The following is a 23875-nucleotide window of genomic DNA, read 5'->3' as shown; positions in this document are numbered from 1 at the left end:
GAGGGGACGGCATGGGCGGGTATCGATATCCGTTGTACTTTTTGTTTCCCGCGCTCGCGGTGTTTCTGCTGTTCTTCATGACGCCGACCGCGATCGGAGTGTACTACAGCTTTACGGATTGGAACATTAACGCAGACGAAATCAAATTTATCGGATGGGACAATTACGCGGCGCTCTTCCAAGAGCCCCGGCTCAAAACGGCCCTGCAAAACACGCTGGTGTTCGCGGCGTGCGTCACGGTGCTGCAAAACGTCGTCGGCCTCGCCCTCGCGCTCGTGATGAACGAGGCGTTGAAAACGAAAAACGTGCTTCGCACCATTTTCTTTATGCCTTACGTCATCGCTCCGCTCGTGATCGGCTACATTTTCCGGGCGATTTACCATCCCGAGCACGGCATCGTCAACCGGTTTCTTCACGGCATCGGCCTGTCTACGCTCGCGCAGGACTGGCTGAACGATCCGAAGTACGCGCTGTTTTCCATCATTGTGACAGATATCTGGAAGGTGGCCGGGTTCGCGATGGTCGTGTATCTGGCCGGCCTGCAGTTCATTCCTAAAGATTTAACGGAAAGCGCTTCGATCGACGGAGCGAATTACTGGAGCCGCTTCCGCCACATCGTATTCCCGCTGCTCGCGCCGGCGTTCACCGTCAACGTGCTGCTGTCGATGATCAGCTCGATGAAGGTGTTCGAAATGGTCATGGCGCTGACGGAAGGCGGACCGGGCTACACGACCGAAGTGTTTTACACGTACATCCGCAGCATGTTCAGCTCCGGCGAATTCGGGTATGCGACGGCGGTCAACCTCGTGCTGTTCGCGCTCGTGACGTTGGTCGGCGTTCCGGTGCTCATGGCGATGAAGAAAAGGGAGGTGGAGATGTGACGGCGAATCGCATGCGGCTTCTCGCGCTGGAGACGATCGCGATATTGTGCGCGCTCGTCATTCTCGTCCCGTTCCTGCTCATTCTGATCAACTCCTTCAAGGACATTCGGGAGTCGGCGCTTTTCCAGCTGACGCTGCCGTCTTCGTGGCAGTTCGAAAATTACTTGGAGGTGTTCAAGACCGGGAACATCGTCCGCGGGTTTAAAAACAGCATTTTGATCTCCGGCCTGACCGTGTTTTGCGTCAACCTGTTCGCGTCCATGGCGGCGTTCGTCATTCAGCGCAGGGATACGAAGTTCGTGCGGGCCGTGTTTTACATGTTCATCCTGGGTCTCATCGTGCCCGTCTCGATCGTGCCGACGATCAAGCTGATGGGAGATCTCCATATCAAAGGCACGTATTTCAGCCTTGTGATGTACTACACGGCCGTGCTGCTGCCGTTCGCCGTCTTCCTGCTCGTCGGCTTTATGAAATCGATTCCGCGAGAGCTCGACGAAGCGGCGCTGCTGGAGGGCTGCGGATTTTTCCGGCTGTACTGGAGCATCGTGCTGCCGCTGCTCGTCACGGTGCTCATTACGGTCACGATCGTGGTGATGGTGTCGGTGTGGAACGATTTCTTCGGGCCGTTCTATCTCATGACGGACAGTACGAAATGGACGATCGTCATGCAGGTGTTTAATTTCGTGACGATGTACAGCACGAACTGGGGCGTCGTGTTCGCCTTTATGGTCATGGTCGTGACGCCGGTATTGGTCGTGTACTTGCTGCTTCAACGCTATATCATCGATGGATTGACCGCGGGCTCCCTGAAGGGGTGAGCTGCGCGGCCGGGCCTTGTGCCTCAAGGTCCGGCTCCGAAGCGAGGGGAAGGCGGAGGTGGAAGCATGCGGAAAACGATGATCGTCGACGACGAACGATGGGTGCGTCAAGGGCTGATCCAGCTCATTCCGTGGGAGCGGTTCGGACTCGAGCTGTCCGGCGAAGCGGCGGACGGCGTCGAAGGCTACGAAGAAGCGCTGCGCGTGAAGCCGGACATTCTCTTCTTGGATATGCGGATGCCGGGCCTCGACGGGCGGCAGCTGCTCGGCATGCTGAACCGCGACTTGCCGGACACGATCACGATCGTGGTCAGCGGCTATTCGGACTTCGAATATACGCGGGAGGCGATCCGGAACCGGGCGTTCGAATATTTGCTGAAGCCCGTGAAGAAGGAGGAGCTTCACGCCGTGCTCGAGAAGGCGGTCGCCGAGCTCGACGAGCGGGATCGCCGCGAGCGGCGGGCTTCCCTCGATCACCGGGAGGAGTGGCTGCGGCGCGTCCTGTTCCGCCCGAGCGACGCGGACGCCGCCGAGCCCGCGCCGCCCCCGGCCGGCGAGCTGCCCGCCTGGTGGTCCGTCGGGCGCACGCTCGCGATCGCCGGACTGCCGGATGCGTTCGGTAACGGCGGCTGCATCGGCGAGCTGCTCCGCTCGGTCCGGGACCGGCTCGAGAAGGAGAAGCCGTTCCTCTTCGAAGGACGGTGGGACTTCTTCGCGACCGCCGCGCCGACCGAGACCGGGGAGTTCGTGCTCGCCCTGGCCGCGGAGAAGCCGGACGAAGCCGGCCTTCAGCGGTTGGGCGCGCTGCTGCAGCAGCTCTCGAAGCAGCTCGAAGGCGCGCCGTCCTTCAGCTTCGGCGTAGGCGGCTGGAAAAGCGCCGCGGAGCTGCGGCAGGCGTACCGCGAGGCGCGCGTCGCCCTGCTGCATAGGCCGCTGCACGCGTTCGGCGCGCTGCTGGGCTATCCGCCTTCGCCGTCCGCCGGGGGCGCGTATCCGACGGAAGCGGAGCATTCGTTCTTGCTCGCGCTCCAAACGGGCAACCCGGGCGTGGCGGCCGAATATTTCGACGCGCTGTTCGCCCGGCTGACGACGCCCGGCTCGACCGTCGATTCGATGCAGCGCGGCGCGAACGTGCTGCTGCATTCGATCGAGAAGCAGCTGCGGGAGGGGGGCGCCCGGTTCGACGCCGTGGCGGGCAAGTCTCCCGCCGCCTGCGCCGAAGCGATCGCGCGGAGGAACGATCCCGACTCGCTGCGGGCGCTGTTCGAGAAGGAGCTGCTGCCGGCGCTGCTCGCGCATTACAACCGCTCGGGAGAGAAGCAGGGGGATCGCATCGTGCGCGAGGTGGAGAAATGGATCGCCGCGCACTACGATCAGCCGTTGTCGATGCAGACGATTTCCGCCATGCATTACATGAACCCGGATTACCTCAGCCGGCTGTTCAAGAAGTCGACCGGGCGCAACTTCGTCGATTATTTGACGGACGTGCGCATCGAGAAAGCGAAAGCGCTGATGAAGCTGGAAACCTACAAAAATTACGAAATCGCCCAGATGGTAGGGTACGAGGATTACCGGTACTTCAGTCAAATTTTCAAAAAGAAAACCGGCATGACGATCGGCGAATTCAGGGAATCCGCCGCCGCACGCGGCAAACCCGAGGAGCTAGGAGCGCCGCGATCCTAGTCACGGACGGGAGCCGAGCCGCTGGGTGAATAAACATTGCTTGCTGCTCGGTCCGCGCAGGCCGGGGAGCGCATTACGGTCGAGTTCCCGATTAGCATTCGCAAGACGATCGAGAACGCGGTCGGCCAGACGTTCGAGGCGGAATGGCGCGGCGACGACGTCGTCGGCATAACGCCGAAAGGCACGAAGAAGCCGCTGTACAGCGGCCGCAAGGTGTATGACAAAGCGCCGATGCGCGAAGGCGACTATCGATGACGAAGGAGAGGGAATTCGTATGGAAAAGCAAAAAACCGTCGCAGCCGTTTATACCGGGCAGGGCTTGGCGGAGCCGCTCAAGGCGGTGTTCCAGGAGCTGCTGCCGGACGTTCGACTGGTTAACATTATCGATGACAGCTTGATCGGCGACGTCGTGCGCGCGGGGCATATCCCGCCGTCCGTCGCCCGCCGGCTCGTCGGCTATTATCACAGCGCGGAAGAGCTGGGCGCCGACGTCATTTTGAATACGTGCTCGTCGGTCGGCGAGGTCGCCGACGACGCGCGGCGGCTCATCGGCGTACCGATCGTCAAGATCGACGACGCGATGGCGGCGCAGGCCGCGGCGCAGTACGACCGCATCGCCGTGCTCGCGACGCTGCCGTCGACGCTGGAGCCGACGATGCGGCTCATTCAGCGTCACGCCGACGCCGCGGGCCGTTCCGTCGCTTTGGTCGACGGCCTTGCGGCTGGCGCGTTCGACGCGCTCGTGTCCGGGCGGCCGGAGGAGCACGACCGGCTGCTGCTCGAAACCGCGGTGCGCGTCGCGGCGGAAGCCGACGTGCTCGTGCTCGCGCAGGGCTCGATGGCGCGTATGGAACAGAAGCTTCGCGAAGCGATCGGTAAGCCTGTGCTCTCCTCGCCGCGCCTTGGCGTAGAGCGCGTGAAAGCGGTGCTGGAGGGGTTGGCATGAGCAGGAACGAGCGCGTCATCGCGACGTATTTGGTCGAGACGCCGTACTCGCTTGAGCGCGCGGCCGCCGTCATCGCCGGCGAGCAATCGACGGGGACGTTCACCGCCGTCCCCGGCGAGACGGACCGGCTGAAGGAGCTGCACGGCGCCGTCGTGGAGGGGATCGAGGAGCTGGAGCCGCTGGACGCGCCGACGCTGCCGGGGGCGAAGCCGCCCTCCGGCCACGACGGCTTGTATCGCCGCGGGCTCGTTCGCGTATCGTTCCCGCTGCATAACTTCGGCCCGTCGATCCCGAATCTGATGTCGGCCGTGGCGGGCAATCTGTACGAGCTGCGGGAGCTGTCGGGTCTTAGGCTGGAAGATTTGGAGCTGCCGCCTTCTTTCGCCGCCGCGTACCGGGGGCCGAAGTTCGGCGCGGCGGGCACGAGGAAGCTGGTCGACGTGTACGACCGGCCGATCCTCGGCACGATCGTGAAGCCGAGCATCGGGCTGTCGCCGGAGGAGCTCGGGCAGCTCGTCGAGAAGCTGGCGCGGGCCGGGCTCGACTTCATGAAGGACGACGAGCTGAACGCGAACCCGCCGTTCGCCCCTTTGGAGGCGAAGGTGAAGGCGGTGACGGAAGCGGTGGAGCGCGCCGCGGACGCCACCGGTCGGAAGCTGATGTACGCGTTCAACATCACGGGGGAGATCGGCGAGCTGAAGCGGAACCACGATCTGGTCGTCCGCTCGGGCGGCACGTGCGTCATGGTGAGCATTCTGAGCATCGGCCTCGCCGGTCTCGCGTACTTGAACGAGTTCAGCGAAGTGCCGATCCACGGCCATCGCAACCAGTGGGGCATGCTGACCCGCTCGCCGGCGCTCGGCATGTCGTTCACGGCGTACCAGAAGCTGTGCCGGTTGGCCGGCGCGGATCATCTGCACGTGAACGGATTGAACAGCAAATTTTACGAATCGAACGAATCGGTCGTCCGGTCGATCCGCGCGTGCGCGACGCCGATGTTCGGCGGCTACGAGACGATGCCGGTCGTGTCGTCGATGCAGTGGGCCGGCACGGCGCACGCGACGTACGAGGCGCTGCGCAGCGTCGACCTGATGCATCTGGCGGGCGGCGGCATGCTCGCGCATCCGGACGGCCCGGCCGCGGGCTTCGAGAGCATGCGGCTCGCTTGGGAGGCCGCCGTGCAGGGCATCCCGCTCGAGGCGCACGCCGCCTCGCATCCCGCGCTGCGCCGGGCGATCGAGAAATACGGGAAGGGCTGAGCATGGACGCCATGATGACGGATCGGGGCGGCGCGAAAGGAGCGCGCCGCTTGTTGTGCTTTTACGGGGACGACTTTACCGGATCGACGGACGTGCTGGAGGCGCTCTACCGCGGCGGGTTCCGCACGGTGCTGTTTCTGGAGCCGCCGACGCCGGAACTTCTTGAGGAAGGGCGGTTCCGCGACGTCGAATGCTTCGGCGTCGCCGGCGTCGGGCGGTCGCTGACGCCGGAGGAGATGGAGCGGGAGCTGCCGCCCGTCTTCCGGACGCTCCGCTCCGCGAACGCGGCCGTCGTGCACTACAAAGTGTGCTCGACGTTCGATTCGTCGCCGCGCGTCGGCAGCATCGGGAAAGCGGCGGAGCTCGGGCGCGGGACGTTCGGCGGCGGACGGTTCGTGCCCGTCGTCGCGGGCGTCCCGTATTTGGGCCGGTATACGGTGTTCGGCAATCATTTCGCGGCGGCGGACGGCGCCGTTCATCGGCTGGACCGGCATCCGACGATGTCCCGGCACCCCGTGACGCCGATGGCGGAAGCCGATCTGCGCCGGCATCTCGCGCTGCAGACGGAGCTGCGCATCGGCCTCGTCGACGTGCTGGATCAATCGGGCTCTGCGGAGAGCGTGCGGGCGCGGCTCGAGGCGCTGCTGGCGCGGGATAAGCCGGAGTTGGTGCTGTTCGACGTGCTGGACGACGAACGGCTGCGCAAGGTCGGCCGGCTGATATGGGAGGAAGCGAGCCGCGTCGGGGACGGGGACTCCTTGTTCGCGATCGGCTCGTCCGGCATCGAGTACGCGCTCGCCGAAGCGATGGCCGAGTCGGCCGGGCATTCGGGGCGCGCGGCTGCCGGCGGCGACGCCGGGGCTGTCGGCGCGGGCGACGCCGCGCCGACCGACCGGCTGCTGGTCGTGTCCGGCAGCTGTTCCCCCGCGACGGAGCGGCAAATCGCGCGCGCGCTCGAGGCGGGCTACGTCGGCCTGCGCGTGCCGGCGGGCGAGCTCGCGCATCCCGGCCTCCGGGACGCGGCCGTTCGCCGGCTGCGGGCCGAAGCGGCCGCGGCGCTGGACGCCGGGCGCAGCGTCCTGCTGTACTCGGCCCTCGGGCCGGGCGACGAGGCGATCGCCGCGGCGCGCGCCGAGCTGGCCGCGCTCGGGCTGCGCGCCGAGGACAGCAGCCGGGTGCTCGGCTCGGCGCTCGGCGCCTTGGCCCGGGAGCTGGTCGCGGCTGCGGGACTGACGCGGCTGCTCATCGCCGGCGGCGACACCTCCGGGTACGTCGCTCGGGAGCTCGGCGTCTACGCCTTGGAATGCAAGGCGGCGCTCACGCCGGGCGCTCCGCTATGCGCGGCGTATTCCGCCGACCCCGTATTCGACGGGCTGGAGCTGGTGCTCAAGGGCGGGCAGATCGGCGGCCCCGACTTCTTCGAGGAGGTCCGGTTAGGGAAGTCGGTTGGCAGTTCCGGAGTCCAAGTCTAACCGGGTCGTAGTTTGGCCGCTCGACGAAAGCGCGGCGTCGTTCGGCACACCTGCAATGGCATAGGTAACGCAAAAGCTATGGATACGGCGATGTTTCATTTCGCCGTTCCATAGCTTTTTAGTTAGTGCGCAGGTACCTTAATACGAGCGATGATAGATCGTTTTTTGGGGAATTTTGTTGATGATTTCCGTTAAAATTTCAGCCATATGGCTGGGGGAATAACGCATTCCGTCACTGAGCCAATGGTCTACCACGCCCAGCAGCGCCGAAGCGATATAATGGCTATAAATCTCCGGGTGAATAGAGCTGTATTGCGTGTGCGCTTTGGCGAGACCCCTTGCGAAATAGACTTGCAAGGCATCGAACATCGCGGCGCGAAACCCAGGTATTTTATTGTCGTTCAATGCGAGGTAAAAGAGATCGGAATGAGTGGTGATGAAGGTAAAGAATGCAAGCAGCGTGGACAAACATTCGTTCCGGGCGTAAGACAGGCGCGACTTGCGCTCTATGGCGTCATGCATCCATTCGATCAAGTCCGCAAGCGTCTTTCGGGTAATGTCTTCGACGAGCGTTTCCTTGTCGTTGTAATGCGCATAGAACGTCACGCGGTGGACGTCGGCTCGTTTCGAAATTTCCTGTACGGTAATATCGCCGAAGCTCTTCTCTCGCAGCAGGGTTAGCAACGCGTTTTGCAGCAGCAGTCGCGTTCGTTCGATTCTTCGGTCGCTCACCTTCGGTTTTCTTTCGATCGTTCTTTCGATGTAAATCAAAGTATCCAAGTACCGATGGGGTCTTTGGGCGGCGATACCGGTAATTTGCTCCGCCATGTAGGCGGGAGACAGGCGAAAATCGTCTTTATACCAAAATTCGATCATCCCCAATGTGGCCGAGCCGGCGTAAGTGTTGTACACCTCCGTCTCGCTTGACATCTTCTCGTCATTGGCGGTTAGGAGCGTCAGCCTTTCGGAATAAGCCCTTTTGAGAGCCTGCGACATTTGTTTGTGGAAACGATCTTTTAAATGTTTATCCGAGAGCAATGCTTTCATTAGCGAAACGTGTTCCAGGATGTGCGTGAAAATGTCCGTCGTGCGAGGAGTATCGAATTTATCCATTAAGCCGTCTAAGAACATGGATACGATTTCATCGAGAACTTGATCCTTGTCTCGATAATGAGCATAGAAGGTGGCTCGGTTGACGTTTGCCCGTTCGGAGATGTCAGTGATCGTGATGCCGGCATAGTTCGTTTCGCCGATCAGCGAAATCAACGCTTGCTTGATGCGGCTGCGCGTCATTTTCGTTTTCCGGTCATGAAACTCCCCTTTAGTTTCCACTTGTTCAACCCCCTCGAATCCCTGGAGAAAACGGTTACAACAACGCGATCGGGTTTTGTAGAAGTTTGCGAAGATAGATATACACTCCGGTGGAAAGTATCTGTTACACTACAGCTTCGCGTTTTTTGCTGATTGTTTAAGCTGGTCGGTGATTCCATAATAAACTACAACCTTCCAATTACACAACACACTAAAACGATAAGGAGGCTAGGGTTAATGACAGAACATTCGTTACACGCTTTCTTTTCCCCGCGGACCGTCGCCGTCGTCGGCGCCTCGAAAACGGTCGGGAGCATCGGGCATACGGCTATTAGAAACTTCGCGGATATCGGGTTTCTTGGAAGCGTTTACGCCGTGAACCCCCGCTACGAGGAAGTAGAGGGTTTTCCTTGCTATCCTTCCCTTCAAGCGATCGACGACGAAATTGAGGTCGTGATCGTCGCCGTCGCCAGCCATTTGGTCGAAGGAGCCATTCGAGATTGCATCGAGAAACATGTGAAATACATCGTCATCTTTAGCTCGGGGTTCGCGGAAATCAGCGAAGATGGAAGACAGAAACAAGACGATCTCTTCGCGCTGTGCAAGGAGAAAGGCATCCGCGTGCTGGGACCCAATACGCTCGGCACGTATAACAATTTTAATAAAGTCGCTTTCAGCTTTATGTCGACGAGCGTGTTAAAGCAAACGCCGGAAGGCGATGTAGGCATCGTCTCCCAGAGCGGCGCGTCCGGAGGCACCCTGTTCATGGCGGGCGGGGAGGAGGGCATCGGCTACTCCTATCTTGCGACAACGGGTAATCAAATGGACATGAATACCTGCGAATTTCTCGATTTTCTCGTTGACGATGATCGCACCAACGTTATAGGGCTTTACATGGAGGCGATCCCGGACGGGAAATCGTTAATGCAAGCGGCGGAACGGGCGATCCGGAAACGGAAGCCGATCGTCGCCTTAAAAGCCGGACGCTCGGACTCCGGAGCGAAAGCGGCCTTAACGCACACCGCATCGATGACGGGTTCATACCAAGTGTTCCAGGCGGCGCTGGACAGGTACGGAGTCACCTTCGTTGAGGAACTGGACGAAATGGCCGATGCCATCAAAGCGTTCCGAAGCGGGAAGCAGCCGTCGGGCAACCGCGTGGCGCTGCTTGTGGGCTCAGGCGCAACGGGCATTATGCTGGCGGACCGGCTGGACGAATTGGGGCTGCGAATGGCTCAGCTTCGGGAAACGACGGTACAGCGGCTGGCCGAAATGGTGCCAAGCTATTGCTTCCTCGGAAATCCGGTGGATATCGCCTCCACTTACACCGGGAACGACAAACTGTATCGGCACTGCGTCGAAACGTTGGCCGCAGCCGAGGAAGTGGATATCGTGATCGCTCATCTTCCCATGCCGGGACCGATGGGCCATGCGATGGCGGACGATATCATCTCGGTGTCGGAGCAGACCGGCAAGCCGATCATCGTGGCATTGACGTCCACCGAAAAAATGCAGGGCGACATTAAAGTCAAATTGAACTGTGCAAGAATTCCTGCTTATTTTACGTTGAGGGGCGCGGCGAAGGCTGCGTGGCAGCTCGTAAATTATGAGGAAAAGCGCAGCCGCGCGGCTGTCTTGACCGAGCTGCGGCACGGCCAGACTGCGATCGCCGCCGAGGCGCTGGAAGGTCAGGGCGTCGTTACCGAGCCCGAGGTGAAGACGATGCTTCGCGAGTTCGGCATTCCCGTTCCCAAAGGTTTTGTCGCCGCGAACCGGCTCGAATTGCTTGAAGGCGCCAAAGGACTGCAATACCCGGTAGCGGTGAAAATCGTTTCCCCTGACATCACGCACAAAAGCGACGCGGGCGGGGTCATCCTCAAGGTGGCTGACGAACAGGCGCTAGTTGAAGCTTTCGAAACGGTACTGCGCCGCGTGAAGGAACACGAACCGAACGCGTCCGTACATGGCGTGTTGGTAGAAGAGATGGTAGAGGGGCCGTTCCTCGAGGCCATCGTCGGCGTCAAACGCGATCCCGCTTTCGGACCGATTGTGATGTGCGGATTGGGAGGCATTTATGTCGAGGTATTGAAGGATGTCGTACAGAAAGCAGCTCCGCTTACGCCGGCGGAAGCGCTTGAAATGATTCAGGCTTTACAATGCTATCCGTTATTTACGGGAGCGCGGAAAGGACTTGCATACGACGTCGACGCGCTGGCCAACGTCATCTCAAAAATATCGGAATTGGCGGTGTCGCTCGGGGACCGCTGGGATGAGATGGAAATCAATCCGCTGATCGTGAGACCGCAGGGGCAAGGGGTCATGGCATTGGATGGTTTGATCACGAAGTAGGGAGGCGGCCGAAAAATGAATTTCGAAGCCGTATTGTTTGAACGCCGCGGCCGGACCGCGCTCATTACCTTAAATCGCCCTCACGCGATGAACGCGATCAACGCGCAAATATGGCGGGAGATGGGCGAAGCGCTGGAAGCGGTCGCTCAAGACCCGGACCTATGGGTCGCCGTCATTACCGGCGCCGGAGACCGTTCGTTCTGCGCAGGCGCGGATTTAAAGGAGGTGGCTGCCGGTCGATCGATCGTTCCGGAAGGGGACCATTGGGGGTTTGCGGGCATCGTACAGCATTACATCAATAAACCGATCATTGCGGCCGTCAACGGATTTGCCTTGGGGGGAGGCACGGAAATCGCACTCGCCTGCGATCTGGTCGTCGCTTCGGAGCGGGCCAGCTTCGGATTGCCGGAAGTGAAGCGGGGGATTATCGCCGGGGCCGGCGGTTTGCTTCGATTGCCCAGGCAAATCCCGTTGAAGGTAGCCGTGGAGGCCATTTTTACGGGGGAAGCCCTCACGGCGGAGGAAGCGTTACGCTGGGGCTTGGTCAATCGGGTCGTTCCGCATGAAGAGGTGGTCTCGAAGGCCCTGGAGCTTGCGGAAAAAATTTGCGAAAATGCGCCGGTCGCGGTTCGAATCAGCAAAGACATCATTTATAAAGGGCTTGATGTCCCGCTGGATCACCCGCAGGAAGCATGGGCGGTGAACGCCAGCTATATGGAGGCACTGATGAATTCGGAGGATGCGAAAGAAGGGCCGCGAGCGTTCGCCGAGAAGCGAAAGCCGAACTGGACGGGGCGTTAAGGCTTAGACCATTAGAGGAGGAATCGATTCATGGGGACAGTTAAGCGGCCATGGCTTGCGTTTATCGGGTTGTTGTTCGGGTCGTTCACCGTCATCGAGGCAATGGCGTTCCAAATTCCGGCGCTGCCCGTGCTAACCAAAGCATTCGGCATTCCTGTGGCGCTCTCCGGATTAATAAGTCTCGCGTATTACTTAACGCATACCGTGTGCGGGCCTGTGTTTGGCAACATTGCCGATCAGTTCGGCCGGAAGAGGACCGTCATGATCGGCCTCGGAATCTTCGCGGTTAGCGAATATGCGGCTGCGTTAAGCCCTAATTTCGCGGTTTACTTGGCGGCGCGCGTCGTGCAAGGCATCGGAGCGGCCTGCGTCGTGCCCGCGGGCATTGCGTACGCGACGTATTTGTTCCCTACGGAGAAGCGTGGAACGGCGCTGGGCGTATTCGCCGCAATCGGGACACTGGGAGCCGCGGCTGGCGGAATCGTCGGCGGTCTCGTCGTCGCGAATTTCGGCTGGCAAGCGATTTACGTCGTCAGCGGAACGTTAGCGGTATTGGGCCTGCTTCTGGTCAAATTCGTGGTTCCCGAGACGCCGAGCGCGGAGCGGAAGCCGTTCGATTATGCCGGCTCGTTCCTATTGTTGTTGGCGGTTGGCACGTTATTGTCGGTCACGACGCTGATGGCCAATCTTGGAATCGCTTCCCCCTATACGCTTACTGTCCTGATGGCGGGCATCATCCTGGCGGTGTTGTTCTGGACTGTGGAGAAACGAAGCAAACACCCGTTTATCGAGCTGTCGTTGTTAAAAAATAGGCACTTCATCTTGCCTTTGGTGCTTCTGTTTTTGCTGGGCATCTGTTATCAAGGCGTTCTGTACACGAATGCGTTTTTTGTAAGCTCCGTTCCCGGCGGGGGCCCTCATTTGGCCGGTATGCTGACAATGTACGTATACGTTGCGGGAGCCGTAGGCGGGTTGGTCGGCGGCAAGCTGGTCGATATGATTCGGATGAAATACGTCATTATTACCGGAATCTTACTGTTCATGGCCGGGAGCGTCGTTTACTCCACGTATACCGTTCATACTCCGTTCTGGTACGTCGTCATGACGGTCATTATCTTGGTATCCGGCGTGACGCTGCTCGGGCCGGCCATTACAAAGATGGCGATGGACGTCGTCCCTCCTGCGAAATTGAGCACCGGATCGGGGACGTTTACAATGATTCGAGATTTGGGGAACCCGACCGGGCAAACGACCGGATTGGCCGTATTCGGGACGCTGTCCGCTTCCAGCTTGGCAGCGGCGTTGGCGCAGCAAGCGACGAAAGCGGGGGTCTCCGAAGAGTACCTCCCGGCGATTGCGGAAGCGGGACAATCTGCGGGCGCGTCGATCCCTCAAACGCTGGCGGATCACTTGGCGGCGATCGGTGCGCAATTCCAAACGCTTTACGAAGCCGCCCGGCTGGACGGGATGATCATGGCGCTCAATTCCATGAGCTATATCGTAATTGGAGTAAGCATATTGGTTCTGCTGCTCTCGTTATTCTTGCCTAACATCCCAGTCAAACGAACGTCGATGAAGCCGATCGCGACCGACCAACCGGTGACGGAAGTATAACGCTTGCCTGCTGCAAATCAATCTTTGAAGATTCGGAGGTGCCCAACATGAAAGGAAAGGCCGCCATTGCTGGCCTAGGAATTACGGACATGGGCCGCATTTACGGAAAGACGGCGACGGATTTCGCCGCGGAGGCCATTAAGCTCGCATTGGACGACGCGGGATTGAAGCCGACCGAGCTGGACGGATTGCTTGTGAATAGCGGCGTTACGAACGGGATTGATATTAACTTAATGAACGAGCTTGGAATGCGCGATGTAAAGCTGATGAATCACATGAACTCGTATGGCTCTACGGCCGGCGCCATGGTGCAATTCGCGGCGATGGCGTGCGCCGCCGGTATGGCGAACGCCGTGGCTTGCGTGTTTGCGGACGCGCCGCTTGTGCCTGACGTGTCGACCGGAAGCGCCTACGCGTCTGCTTCCGGGCAAGGATTCCAGACGCTGTACAGCGCATACGGGATGTTTGGCGCCGCCAGCCTGTACGCGATGTCGGCGAGGAGACATATGGAACTATACGGGACGAAGAGCGAGCAGTTCGGCGCCATTGCCGTATCCCAGCGAGAATGGGCTCTCCTCAATCCGAAGGCGCAAATGAAGAAGCCGATGACGCTCGCCGATCATCAAACCTCGCGAATGATCGCCGAACCGCTTCGCTTGTTCGACTGCTGCCTCGTATCCAACGGCGGTGTGGCCGTCATCGTTACGTCGGCGGAACGCGCGCGGAGCTTAAAGCAGCCGCCGGTGTATGTCCTAGGGTTCGGACAGGGACACCCCGGAGGGAGAGAGGACGAGGATGTGCGGACCGGGGCTTACGAAAGCGGAAAGACCGCCATGACGATGGCCGGAGTGACCCCCAATGATATCGACGTATGCGAAATTTACGATTGCTTTACTTATACGGTGCTGGTCACTTTAGAGGATTACGGATTTTGCGGGAAGGGCGAAGGCGGCTCGTTCGTGGAGGGCGGCCGGCTCGGGCCGGGAGGTTCCTTGCCAACGAATACCGGCGGAGGGCAGTTGTCGAGCTTTTACATGTGGGGGATGACTCCCTTGTCGGAGGCGGTTATTCAAGCCCGAGGGCAAGGCGGTGCACGGCAGGCTCCCAAACACGATGTCGTATTGGTCAGCGGGAACGGCGGCGTATTGGATTATCACTCCACATTAATTCTGAGTCCGCATCCGAATGGGTAACGGGAAAGGAGAGAGGAATATGAGCGAGATCGCCTCGAACGCGATACCAAAACCATCGCCGATCCGAGATGTGAAATCCGAACCGTTCTTCGAAGGGACAGCGCAAGGGAAATTAATGATTCGGCGGTGCCCCGATTGCGGCGGATTCGCCCCTCCGGCGGAACAGTACTGCACGAATTGCATGACAAAGCTTGAATGGGTTCAAGCTTCCGGCAAAGCAACGTTATTTACATGGTCGGTCGTGCAGCAGGTGTTCCACCCCGCCTTCGCCGACGAAGTCCCATACGTCATTGGCGTCGTGAAGCTCGAAGAAGGCCCACGGCTGTATACAAGAATCGTCGGAGTCGACGTCTCCGCACTACGGTTAAGTATGGAGCTTGAAGCAAAGTTCGAGCCATGGCCGAACGGGGAATACTTGCCCGTATTTACGCGGAAATAGCATCCATAGTCTACTTCGTCCAACGGAACCGTGCCGAACGCGCTCGGCTCCGTTGGTTTTGCTTTGCTGGCTTCTGGTAGACCCGAGAATTAACGATTAGAATAAGAAAAAAGAGAAAGCGGAGAGGAACGATGAAGCTGTACCGGCATTCGGAAGATATATATCGATTAGAGCTGCCCATGCCTTTGTTGGGTTCCGTAAACGCTTATTTGGTAAGAGGGGAACGCGGATATACGATCATCGATACGGGGATGCGCTCCGAACAAGCGATTGAACAATGGGAGGGCATAATTGCCGGCGGAATCGCAATTGAACGGGTCATCGTTACGCATTGCCACCCCGATCATATGGGGCTTGCCGGGTGGCTGCAGCAAAGATTTCGCGTGCCGGTGCATATTCCCCGCAGAGGCTTTGAGCGCATGAAGGAGGCGGAGCTCCTTCTGCGTTCTGCCCCTGCCGGCGACGGGCGGCCACTTCCGCTGTTTGCCCTTCATGAAGGCCCGCTCTACCCGGCGGCGGCAATGTGGAAATCAATAGTCGAAGACGCCTTCGAGCCCGACGGATTGTTGGAGGAAGGACAGAATATACGAATTGGGTCATACTCGTTTCGCGTCATTGGGACCCCGGGGCATTCGCACGATCATTTGTGTTTCTACAGCGCCGAGCTTAAACAAATGTTCACCGGAGACCATGTGTTGGAAGGACCTTCCCCGTTCCTATCGATCACGTCCGAAGCGGACGGGGACCCCTTGGGCGATTATTTGCAAGCGCTCGACTCCGTCGCCCGCTTCGATATCGACTGCGTGTTTCCGGGTCACGGGGAACCGTTCCGTACGCTGAAGATGAGGGCGGAAGAGATTCGGAGGAATCATGAATTTCGAATGGAACAGCTTCTGGATCATTTGACTTGCGAAGGGCTTACCGCTGGTCAAATGACAAGGAGGGTGTACGGGGACGATAGCGGATCGGGCAAACGATTCATGGAGTTTCAGGTTACTTTGGCGAGATTGATCCATCTGGAACGCATGGGGCGAGTGAAGGGTGTCGAAAGGGAAGGGAAGGTTGTTTTTACGCGGGTTCCCTAGGAAGATCCGCTATGGGCCCGCTCGCGAACGCGCATAAAAAAAGAGCGGCTGCGTTCACAGCCACTCTTTCTTGCGGAATAATGCGAACATGCCGACGGCGAGCAATGCCATAACGATGATGAGAACGATGGCGAAGTGAGGATACTGCTCCCCGGGCAAGTTCATCAGGTTCATCCCGTACACGCCGGTAATGAACGTCAGCGGGATGAAGATCGTCGTCACCGCGGTGAACACGCGCATGATTTCGTTCGCGCGGCTCGCGATGCTCGACTGGTACGCCTCGCGCAAGTTGCCCATCAGGTCGCGGAACGTATCGAACGATTCCGTCACCTTCACCGCGTTCTCGTGCATGTCGGCGAAATATTTCTGCAAGGTGCCGTCGATGAGGCGCAGCTCCTTGCGCGCCAGCATGCCGATCACTTCCTTCTGCGGCATGAGCACCTTTTTCAAGTATAAGATTTCGCTGCGCAGACCGATGATTTCGTTCAAGTGCGTCTTGCGCGTATGCCGGAGAATGTCCTCCTCCAGCTTCTCGATTTTGTCCTCGATCCGGTCGGCGACGTTGAAGTAGTTATCTACGATCAAATCGGCCAGGTGATACAGGAAGCGGTCGGGGGAATCGACTTCCTCCTCCCACAGCACGGGCTTCACGGCCCGCAGCTCGTTCACCTTCTGCCGCGTGACGGTAATTATGAAATGTTTCCCTAGGAAAATGTTGACGGCGCGGAAGAAAAACTCCTCGTCGTCGAAACGAATGCTGTTCACGACGATAAAATAATGGCCCTCGTGAATTTCCAGCTTCGGACGCTGCTCCTCCTCCTGCAAGCAGTCCTCGACCGCCAGCTCGTGAAGATGGAAGAGCGGCTGGAGCGTCTCCAGCTCTTCGGGGCTCGCATCGATCCAGTAAAAGCCGTTCACCGGCTGAATGAGCGCTTCGGCCACGTTCTCGACCAACGTGAAGACGCCTTTTTGAACCAATCTCACTTTCATCGCGGTTCTCCTCCTCCAGGCTCGAGGAACGCGGGGCCGAAAGCGAGCCGCGGCAGCGATTTAACGAGCGCGCGCCGGCACGTGCCCTGCGTTCCCAAGATGCAAGTTTATTCGTTTGTCAAACTGGAACCGTCGGGGTCGATCGCCGTCCATGCACGCTGTCACCTCGATACGCGAAAACTTCCGTCGCAGCGCCCGTTTCCGGGCGTTCGCGGAGTACTCGATTAGTATACTCTTGTCCTCCGAACGTTTCAACCGGGTACGGCTTCCCTCTTGACTTCGGGCTTGTTTCTCCGTAACATTAGATCTAGTCGAAACAAGAATCGAATAAGAACGCACTCTTATCAAGAGCAGGTGGAGGGACTAGCCCGATGAAACCCGGCAACCGACACGGAGGAACGCAGCCGCGATCTTCCTGCACGGTGCTAATTCTTGCGGAAACGCATGTTTCTGAGAGATGAGAGAAGGACGTTGCAGATACCGAACGCCTTTCTCTCCGTATGAGAAAGGCGTTCTTCCTTTTCTCGTTCCGGACCCCCATCCCAAGAGCAAAGGAGTCATCCGCATGCCGATCAAAGTACCGGACCATTTGCCGGCCAAAGAAGTGCTCTCGAGCGAAAACATCTTCGTCATGGACGAATCCCGCGCGTTTCAACAGGACATTCGTCCGTTGCGCATTATCATCTTGAACCTGATGCCGACGAAAGAGACGACGGAGACGCAGCTGCTGCGTCTGCTCAGTAATACGCCGCTGCAGGTCGAGATCACGCTGCTGCATCCGGAGACGCACCGGTCGAAAAATACGTCCGTGGAGCATCTGGAACTGTTCTACAAAACGTTCAACGACATCCGCCACGAGCAATTCGACGGGCTTGTCATTACGGGCGCGCCGGTCGAGCATTTGCCGTTCGAGCAGGTAAACTATTGGCGCGAGCTGCAAGACATTATGAACTGGGCGAAGCGCAACGTAACGTCGACGATGTACATATGTTGGGCCGCGCAGGCCGGACTGTATCATCATTTCGGCGTTCAAAAATATGATATGCCGCAAAAAATATTCGGTGTGTTCCCGCACGTCCTGACATGTTCGCACGTGAAGCTGACGCGGGGCTTCGACGAAATGTTCTTCGTGCCGCAGAGCCGCCACACGGACGTTCGCCGCGAGGACATCGAGCAAGTGCCGGAGCTCGACGTGCTGTCGGTGTCCGAAGAAGCGGGCGTCTACCTCGTCGCGTCGAAAGACGGCAAGCACGTGTTCGTCACGGGCCATTCGGAGTACGACGCCGACACGCTGAAGTGGGAGTACGAGCGCGACGTGAAAAAGGGAATGGAGATCGCCGTTCCGAAAAACTATTTCCCGTCCGACGATCCGACGCGCGAGCCGCGCTCGACGTGGAAGGCGCACGCCAATCTGCTGTTCTCGAATTGGTTAAACTACTACGTATACCAAGAAACGCCGTACGAGCTCGGGCAAGCGAAAGAAGACGAAAGCTTCGTGCACGCAGGCGCATACATCTAACGAAGGAGCCAATAAACCCAATGAAGCATATCGAAAGCCGTCTGGCGCAAATCGGGTCGCTCGAAGACCCGCAGACGGGGGCCGTCAGCTACCCGATTTATCACGCGACCGCGTTCCGCCACCCGAAGCTCGGACAGAGCACGGGCTTCGACTACGCGCGAACGAAGTCTCCGACGCGCAAGGTGCTGGAAGAGGCGTTCGCGGACCTTGAGTCCGGCGACGCCGGCTTCGCATGCAGCACCGGCATGGCCGCGCTGCAGACGATTTTCATGATATTCTCCTCGGGCGATCACCTGCTGGTCAGCTTGGATTTGTACGGCGGCACGTATCGGCTGCTCGAGCAAATCATGAGCCGCTTCGGCGTAAGCGCGACGTACGTCGACACGAACGATCTGGACGCGTTGGAAACGAACTATCGCGAAGGGGCGACGAAGGCGGTCTTGATCGAAACGCCGACGAACCCGCTCATGATGATTACCGACCTCGAGCGCGTCGCCGCGTGGGCGAAGAAGAAAGGCCTGATCACGATCGTCGACAACACGCTGCTGACGCCGTATTTCCAGCGTCCGCTCGAGCTCGGCTGCGACATCGTCATCCACAGCGCGACGAAGTATCTCGCAGGCCATAACGACGTGCTGGCGGGACTCATCGTGACGAAGGGCGAAGAGCTGTCGCAAAAAATCGCCTTCCTGCACAATTCGATCGGCGCGGTGCTCGGACCGCAGGACTCCTGGCTGCTCATGCGCGGGCTGAAGACGCTCGCGCTGCGCATGGCGCGCCACCAAGAGAACGCGCTGAAGCTGTCGGCGTGGCTGTCGGAGCATCCGATGGTGGCGGAGGTGTTCTATCCGGCGCTGCCGTCGCACCCGGGGCACGACATCCAGAACAAGCAGTCGTCGGGCAATACGGGCATATTCTCGTTCAAAATGAAAGACGCCCGCACGATCGAGCCGATCCTGCGCCATATCAAGCTGATCGCCTTCGCGGAAAGCCTCGGCGGCGTCGAGTCGCTCATGACGTATCCGGCGGTGCAGACGCACGCGGACATTCCGAAGGAGATACGAGACAAGGTCGGCGTGGACGACCGGCTGCTTCGCTTCTCGGTCGGCATCGAGCATGCGGACGATTTGATCGAAGATTTGCGGCAGGCGTTCGAAGCGGCCGCGGCGGAGCTCGCCTAGTTCAGGAAACGATTCGCAGCCGCCCCGTTCTGTCTTCCGAACAGATTTAGTGGTAGAATGATAGGAAGTCAAGGGACTGGGGAGGAACGAAGAAATGAGCATAGATGCCATATTGGATAAAGCGCTTCGCGGCGAGCGGCTGACGATGGAGGACGGACTCGCGTTATTCGCTTCCGACGAAATCGAGAAGATGGGCGCGGCCGCCGATCAAATCATGAAGAAATTTCATCCCGAGCCGATAACGACGTTCGTGATCGGCCGGAATGTGAACTATACGAACATTTGCGACGTATACTGCCGATTCTGCGCGTTCTATCGGGCGCCGGGCTCGGAAGAAGGCTACGTGCTGCCGAACGAGACGATCTATCAGAAAATCCAAGAAACGATCGACGTCGGCGGCACCGAAATCCTGATGCAGGGCGGTACGAACCCGAACCTCCCGTTCTCGTATTATACCGACCTGCTGCGCGGCATTAAGGAGCGGTTCCCGCACATTACGATGCACTCGTTCTCGCCGGCGGAAATTCGCAAAATGGCGGACGTGTCGGGCCTCAGCGTCGACGAAGTCGTGCGCGAGCTGAAAGCCGCGGGTCTCGATTCGCTGCCGGGCGGCGGCGCCGAAATTCTCGACGACCGGACGCGGAAGAAAATTTCCCGCCTCAAGGGATCGTGGAGGGATTGGATCGGCGTCATGCGGAGCGCGCAGCGCGCCGGCATGAACACGACGGCGACGATGGTCATCGGCTTCGGCGAATCGATGGAGGAGCGGGTGCTGCATCTGCTTCGCATCCGCGACGCCCAAGACGAGTGCATCGCCGAGAACAATCCGTCCGCCGGCTTCCTCGCGTTCATCGTGTGGACGTTCCAGCCGGACAACACGAACATGAAGGCCGAGAAAGCGACGCCGGAGGAGTATCTCAAGACGCTCGCGATCGCGCGGCTCATGCTGGACAACATTCCGAACTTCCAGTCGTCGTGGGTGACCATGGGTCCGGAAGTCGGGAAAAAATCGCTCTCGTTCGGCTGCAACGACTTCGGCAGCACGATGATCGAAGAGAACGTCGTCTCCGCGGCGGGCACGACGCACAAGGTGAACATCGAGCTGATCCTGAAACTCATCCGCGAAGCCGGCAAAATTCCGGCGCAGCGCGACACGAAGTACAACACGCTCCGCGTATTCGACGATGAGTCGGCGGGCGTGGAGAAAGACTTTATTATGCAAAATTAAAGAAAACGCGGAAAAGCCTCTTCACCCGGCGATCGGGGGAAGAGGCTTTCTTGCATCATGCGTCGCGGATCAATATGTCACTGTCTCGACAGTCATCTCGTAGCCGTCCGGCGCTTCCGTCGTCAGCGCGACGGAAGCGGGCGCCTCGATGCGCAGGTGCAGCTTGCGGCCGTCCGACACGCGCCACGAGACGTCGATGCGGCCGCCCTGCGGCAGCGGGACGGAGCCGGACGCCCAGGCGAGGCCGCTCGGGTGCGGGGCGACGCGCACGGCGGTCCAGCCCGGCGCCGCGCCTTGCACGCCGAGCACGTGCGCGCCGAGGAAGTAACCCGGCGCCGCCGACCATGCGTGGCAGTGGCTGCGAGTGAGCAGCTTCGGGTTTTTGTTGTAGCCGCTCCACGGGAACATTTCCCAGCACGACGTCGCGTCGTTCTCGATCATGAAGCCGTAATGGCGGCGGATGTCGTCGATCATGACGTCGACGCGTCCGAGCTTTGCCAGCGCTTCGTAATAGAAGAACAGCATGAACGGGCTGCCGGCGGGTACGAACGAGGCGGGCGGCTCGATCAAATAGCGCTCGATCAGCCGCTTGCGCTCGCCGCTCGCGATGTCGCACAGGTACGCCACGATCTGCGTCTGCATGCTCGCCGTCGCGGACGGCGTGCCGTCTGCGCGGATGCAGTCGAGGTAGGCGCGGCGCTCGTCGTCCCAGAGCAGGAGGTCGATGCGCTCCGCCAGCAGGTCCGCCTCCGCGCGGAAGCGCGCGGCCTCGGCGCCGTCGCCGGCGGCCTGCCCGAGCTCGGCGGCGTCGCGGAGCGCCTTGACGAGGAACATGTTTTGCGGCGTCACGACGCCGTCGCCCGGCTGCTCGAACGGCGCCCAATCGAGCAGGTTCCAGCCTGCGCGCTCGAGCAGGCCCTGTTCGTTGCGGAGCGCCAAGTAATGATCCAGCGTAAACCGGACGTGCGGCCCCATCTGCTCCACGAACGGCCGGCCGCCGTCGAACCGGTAATATTCGAGGCACGCCGTCACCCAGAAGAACGTCCAGTTCGGGATGACGCTGTTCCAGCCGCTCGGCACTTGGTCGGCGAACAATGGCGTCTGGAAGGCGGAGCCGGGCACCAGCTTCAGGCAGTGCTCGACGATGTCGCGGGCGCCGAACGTGTAATAGTTGACGAGCGCTTCGTTGCGGGCGTCGCCGACCCAGAATACCTGCTCGAACGCCGGGCAGTCGACGAACGTATCCTCCATGCACAGCCGGGTCGTATCGCGCGAAATCGCCCAAATGTCGTTGAGCAGCGCGTCGCTGCTGCGAAAGCGCCCCACGTTGGCGACCGGGAAATTGCTTTGCAGCAGCTTGACCTCGTACAGCTTGACGGGGCGCGCCGCGCCGCGAATCGTCAGGGCGAGGTACCTCAGGCCCCGGCGGACGACGGAGGCGAACGTTTGGCGGCCGCTGCGGCAGACGTACCGGAACGTGTTGTCCACGAGGTACGTGTGCTGCCGCCAGCCGTCGCGCATGTATTCGAGGCCGTAGCCGTCAATGACGGCGCCCTCCGGCGCGTCGAGGACGAGCTCGACGTACCCGGACAGCTCGCGGCCGAAGTCGATGACGAGCTCGCTATCGGCGCCGTCGAAGATGGGAACGACCGCAGGATCGGGCGACGGGAGCGCGGCGCGCTGCAGCTCGATCGGCACCGGGCGCGGCTCGTCATGCGTCTTCCAGACGTTCGCCGCGAAGACGCCCTGCAAGTTGACGAGCTGCGCGTCGACCGCGCGCACCCAGCCGCCGAGCGCGGCAAGGTCCTCCGGCGTGGCGGCCCCGCGGGCGCGCGCGTAATCCGGGTGGTCCGTGGACAGCGGCTCGCCTGGGCGATGGTCGATCAGCTCCCGCTTATCGAACGGGCCGATCGCGGCGAACGGGGAGCCGCAGCTGCCGTCGCCCGATCCGCCGGCTAGCGCGAGCGGGGAGCGCACCTCGAACGGGACGCCGCCGGCATCCATCGCCAGGTGGAACGCGTGCCCGTGGCTCACGCCCGTCACGTCGAACAGCAGGAAGTGCTCGCCGGCCGACAGCTCGACCGTCGCGTACCGCTCCGGATGCTCTCCGGCGTACGCGTCTTCCGGGAGGCGGCGCCCGTCGACGGATACGTCGACCGGCAGCCGGCCGCTGTCGACGACGCCGATGGTTAGCCGCGCGTCCCGCTCGAGCGCGACGTGTGTGGCGAGCAGGCCGCAGAACGCGACGTTGTTCGCGTGCTCGGCGCTCTCCGGCGCCATCGCGGCGCGCACGTCGAGGACGCACGTCCATGCGGGCGGCCGAACGGCGTGCAGCGCCTCCACGCGCGCCGGATAGATCGGCTCCTCCGTCAAATACGGGATCGGGCGCGGCACGAGCGTCGTCCACGGCGCCGTGCCGACCGGACCGACGACGCGAGCCGCTTCCCAGCCGCCGTCGTCGTAGCCGGGCGCGATCCAGCGCTCGTCCATCGCGCGCGCGTCCAGCACCTCTTGGAAGCCGAGCTGGCATGAGATGCGCGACGCATTCGGGTCGTAGCCGGAGTGCGCCGCCGTCTTCCAAGCGCCGTCGGTCGCGATGCCGCGTCCCGCCGCGTCCCGGACGCCGTCAAGCTGCAGCAGCAGGCCGCCCCGGCCGCGCAAGTATTGGAACGTCGAGATGCCGTAATGGAGGACGAGCGCGGCGATGACGTTCCGGGCGCCGGGTTGCAGCAGATGCCCGATCTCGTATTCGTCGTACGGCAGCTCGAACGGCCAAGACCGGACCGGTCCTCGACCGACCCGCTTGCCGTTCACGTACAGCACGTAGCGGGAATCCGCCGCGATGCGAATCGATGCCGTCTCGGCGACGTCCGCCGGCACGAAAGCGCGGCGGAAGCAGCGCCATGCGTTGCGGGGGCTGTCCGGTCCGTCCCCCCAAATCCAAGACGCTTCCCAGGCGGGAAGCGCGCGTTCGCCGTTGTTGCCCATAGGGTTCACCTCTTCGGTTTCGTTAGGAACTGACTCTCATTATAAAGCTTTGAAATCGCTTCGATTAGGGCGAAACGGACAAAAACCAATAGCATTTCGGACAAATAGCGGTTGCCGG

General features: G+C 60.5%; 19 protein-coding genes and 1 riboswitch. Of the genes, 16 read left to right on the top strand and 3 right to left on the bottom strand.

Features of this window, described 5'->3' with window-relative positions; all coding sequences use genetic code 11:
• Window positions 1-11: 11 nt before the first annotated feature.
• The 7 genes from VE009_RS02380 to VE009_RS02350 all read left to right on the top strand — a co-directional run bounded on the left by VE009_RS02380 (window position 12) and on the right by VE009_RS02350 (window position 7059).
• Window positions 12-881, top strand: a complete 870-nt coding sequence (locus tag VE009_RS02380; RefSeq protein WP_325005786.1) for a sugar ABC transporter permease — start codon at window positions 12-14, stop codon at window positions 879-881.
• The gene (locus tag VE009_RS02375; protein ID WP_325005785.1) at window positions 878-1699 is read left to right on the top strand and encodes a carbohydrate ABC transporter permease; all 822 of its coding nucleotides are present in this window, start codon (window positions 878-880) and stop codon (window positions 1697-1699) included. The genes VE009_RS02380 and VE009_RS02375 overlap by 4 nt, the downstream gene beginning before the upstream one ends.
• A 66-nt stretch (window positions 1700-1765) precedes the next feature.
• Window positions 1766-3382 (top strand): response regulator, encoded by a 1617-nt coding sequence (locus VE009_RS02370; protein WP_325005784.1) that lies wholly within the window; start codon window positions 1766-1768, stop codon window positions 3380-3382.
• A gap of 36 nt (window positions 3383-3418) precedes the next feature.
• Window positions 3419-3637 (top strand): hypothetical protein, encoded by a 219-nt coding sequence (locus VE009_RS02365; RefSeq protein ID WP_325005783.1) that lies wholly within the window; start codon window positions 3419-3421, stop codon window positions 3635-3637.
• A gap of 19 nt (window positions 3638-3656) precedes the next feature.
• Window positions 3657-4328, top strand: coding sequence for an aspartate/glutamate racemase family protein (locus tag VE009_RS02360; RefSeq protein ID WP_325005782.1), 672 nt, complete (start codon window positions 3657-3659; stop codon window positions 4326-4328).
• Window positions 4325-5587, top strand: coding sequence for a ribulose-bisphosphate carboxylase large subunit family protein (locus VE009_RS02355; RefSeq protein ID WP_325005781.1), 1263 nt, complete (start codon window positions 4325-4327; stop codon window positions 5585-5587). Before VE009_RS02360 ends, VE009_RS02355 begins: the two co-directional genes overlap by 4 nt.
• Before the next feature lie 2 nt (window positions 5588-5589).
• A complete protein-coding gene (locus VE009_RS02350) occupies window positions 5590-7059 on the top strand; it encodes a four-carbon acid sugar kinase family protein (RefSeq protein ID WP_325005780.1) in 1470 nt (489 codons plus the stop codon).
• Between the two features lie 138 nt (window positions 7060-7197).
• On the opposite strand, the gene VE009_RS02345 is transcribed toward VE009_RS02350, so the two are convergent.
• Window positions 7198-8391 carry a TetR/AcrR family transcriptional regulator gene (locus tag VE009_RS02345; protein WP_325005779.1) on the bottom strand — a complete coding sequence of 398 codons (1194 nt, stop codon included), beginning with the start codon at window positions 8389-8391 and terminating at the stop codon, window positions 7198-7200.
• Window positions 8392-8607: 216 nt separating this feature from the next.
• Here VE009_RS02345 and VE009_RS02340 point away from each other — a divergent pair, with 216 nt between their 5' ends.
• The 6 genes from VE009_RS02340 to VE009_RS02315 all read left to right on the top strand — a co-directional run bounded on the left by VE009_RS02340 (window position 8608) and on the right by VE009_RS02315 (window position 15851).
• A complete protein-coding gene (locus tag VE009_RS02340; RefSeq protein ID WP_325005778.1) occupies window positions 8608-10719 on the top strand; it encodes an acetate--CoA ligase family protein in 2112 nt (703 codons plus the stop codon).
• Window positions 10720-10734: 15 nt separating this feature from the next.
• The gene (locus VE009_RS02335) at window positions 10735-11520 is read left to right on the top strand and encodes a crotonase/enoyl-CoA hydratase family protein (RefSeq protein ID WP_325005777.1); all 786 of its coding nucleotides are present in this window, start codon (window positions 10735-10737) and stop codon (window positions 11518-11520) included.
• Between the two features lie 30 nt (window positions 11521-11550).
• The gene (locus VE009_RS02330; protein WP_325005776.1) at window positions 11551-13134 is read left to right on the top strand and encodes an MFS transporter; all 1584 of its coding nucleotides are present in this window, start codon (window positions 11551-11553) and stop codon (window positions 13132-13134) included.
• A gap of 47 nt (window positions 13135-13181) precedes the next feature.
• Complete coding sequence (locus VE009_RS02325; RefSeq protein ID WP_325005775.1) at window positions 13182-14327, top strand: thiolase family protein; 1146 nt, start codon at window positions 13182-13184, stop codon at window positions 14325-14327.
• A 19-nt stretch (window positions 14328-14346) separates the two neighbouring features.
• On the top strand, window positions 14347-14766 hold the full coding sequence (locus tag VE009_RS02320) for a Zn-ribbon domain-containing OB-fold protein (RefSeq protein WP_325005774.1): 420 nt from the start codon (window positions 14347-14349) through the stop codon (window positions 14764-14766).
• A 131-nt stretch (window positions 14767-14897) separates the two neighbouring features.
• Entirely contained in the window at window positions 14898-15851 is a 954-nt protein-coding gene (locus VE009_RS02315; RefSeq protein WP_325005773.1) for an MBL fold metallo-hydrolase, read from the top strand.
• A gap of 54 nt (window positions 15852-15905) precedes the next feature.
• Here the strand turns inward: VE009_RS02315 and corA are convergent, their stop codons facing one another.
• Window positions 15906-16841, bottom strand: a complete 936-nt coding sequence (corA, locus tag VE009_RS02310; protein ID WP_325005772.1) for a magnesium/cobalt transporter CorA — start codon at window positions 16839-16841, stop codon at window positions 15906-15908.
• 338 nt (window positions 16842-17179) lie between these two features.
• Window positions 17180-17305: riboswitch (SAM riboswitch) on the top strand.
• A gap of 101 nt (window positions 17306-17406) precedes the next feature.
• Between corA and metA the strand changes: the two genes are divergently transcribed.
• From metA to mqnC, 3 genes are all read left to right on the top strand, one after another.
• On the top strand, window positions 17407-18360 hold the full coding sequence (gene metA, locus VE009_RS02305; protein WP_325005771.1) for a homoserine O-acetyltransferase MetA: 954 nt from the start codon (window positions 17407-17409) through the stop codon (window positions 18358-18360).
• Window positions 18361-18380: 20 nt separating this feature from the next.
• Window positions 18381-19541, top strand: coding sequence for an aminotransferase class I/II-fold pyridoxal phosphate-dependent enzyme (locus tag VE009_RS02300; protein ID WP_325005770.1), 1161 nt, complete (start codon window positions 18381-18383; stop codon window positions 19539-19541).
• Between the two features lie 94 nt (window positions 19542-19635).
• Window positions 19636-20769 carry a cyclic dehypoxanthinyl futalosine synthase gene (mqnC, locus tag VE009_RS02295; protein ID WP_325005769.1) on the top strand — a complete coding sequence of 378 codons (1134 nt, stop codon included), beginning with the start codon at window positions 19636-19638 and terminating at the stop codon, window positions 20767-20769.
• A 69-nt stretch (window positions 20770-20838) separates the two neighbouring features.
• Here the strand turns inward: mqnC and VE009_RS02290 are convergent, their stop codons facing one another.
• On the bottom strand, window positions 20839-23757 hold the full coding sequence (locus VE009_RS02290; RefSeq protein ID WP_325005768.1) for a family 78 glycoside hydrolase catalytic domain: 2919 nt from the start codon (window positions 23755-23757) through the stop codon (window positions 20839-20841).
• Window positions 23758-23875: the final 118 nt, after the last annotated feature.

Source organism: Paenibacillus sp. (assembly GCF_035645195.1).
In the GTDB taxonomy this organism is placed as follows: Bacteria; Bacillota; Bacilli; order Paenibacillales; family YIM-B00363; genus Paenibacillus_AE.
The sequence above is the reverse complement of the archived record's forward strand: the minus strand, read 5'-3'. Positions and strand labels throughout refer to the sequence as shown.

Bases quoted from the DNA above. Each gene is read 5' to 3' on its own strand.
- VE009_RS02380 (WP_325005786.1), top strand. From the start codon at position 12: ATGGGCGGGTATCGATATCCGTTGTACTTTTTGTTTCCCGCGCTCGCG.
- VE009_RS02370 (WP_325005784.1), top strand. From the start codon at position 1,766: ATGCGGAAAACGATGATCGTCGACGACGAACGATGGGTGCGTCAAGGG.
- VE009_RS02360 (WP_325005782.1), top strand. From the start codon at position 3,657: ATGGAAAAGCAAAAAACCGTCGCAGCCGTTTATACCGGGCAGGGCTTG.
- VE009_RS02355 (WP_325005781.1), top strand. From the start codon at position 4,325: ATGAGCAGGAACGAGCGCGTCATCGCGACGTATTTGGTCGAGACGCCG.
- VE009_RS02350 (WP_325005780.1), top strand. From the start codon at position 5,590: ATGGACGCCATGATGACGGATCGGGGCGGCGCGAAAGGAGCGCGCCGC.
- VE009_RS02340 (WP_325005778.1), top strand. From the start codon at position 8,608: ATGACAGAACATTCGTTACACGCTTTCTTTTCCCCGCGGACCGTCGCC.
- VE009_RS02335 (WP_325005777.1), top strand. From the start codon at position 10,735: ATGAATTTCGAAGCCGTATTGTTTGAACGCCGCGGCCGGACCGCGCTC.
- VE009_RS02330 (WP_325005776.1), top strand. From the start codon at position 11,551: ATGGGGACAGTTAAGCGGCCATGGCTTGCGTTTATCGGGTTGTTGTTC.
- VE009_RS02325 (WP_325005775.1), top strand. From the start codon at position 13,182: ATGAAAGGAAAGGCCGCCATTGCTGGCCTAGGAATTACGGACATGGGC.
- VE009_RS02320 (WP_325005774.1), top strand. From the start codon at position 14,347: ATGAGCGAGATCGCCTCGAACGCGATACCAAAACCATCGCCGATCCGA.
- VE009_RS02315 (WP_325005773.1), top strand. From the start codon at position 14,898: ATGAAGCTGTACCGGCATTCGGAAGATATATATCGATTAGAGCTGCCC.
- corA (WP_325005772.1), bottom strand. From the start codon at position 16,841: ATGAAAGTGAGATTGGTTCAAAAAGGCGTCTTCACGTTGGTCGAGAAC.
- metA (WP_325005771.1), top strand. From the start codon at position 17,407: ATGCCGATCAAAGTACCGGACCATTTGCCGGCCAAAGAAGTGCTCTCG.
- VE009_RS02300 (WP_325005770.1), top strand. From the start codon at position 18,381: ATGAAGCATATCGAAAGCCGTCTGGCGCAAATCGGGTCGCTCGAAGAC.
- mqnC (WP_325005769.1), top strand. From the start codon at position 19,636: ATGAGCATAGATGCCATATTGGATAAAGCGCTTCGCGGCGAGCGGCTG.
- VE009_RS02290 (WP_325005768.1), bottom strand. From the start codon at position 23,757: ATGGGCAACAACGGCGAACGCGCGCTTCCCGCCTGGGAAGCGTCTTGG.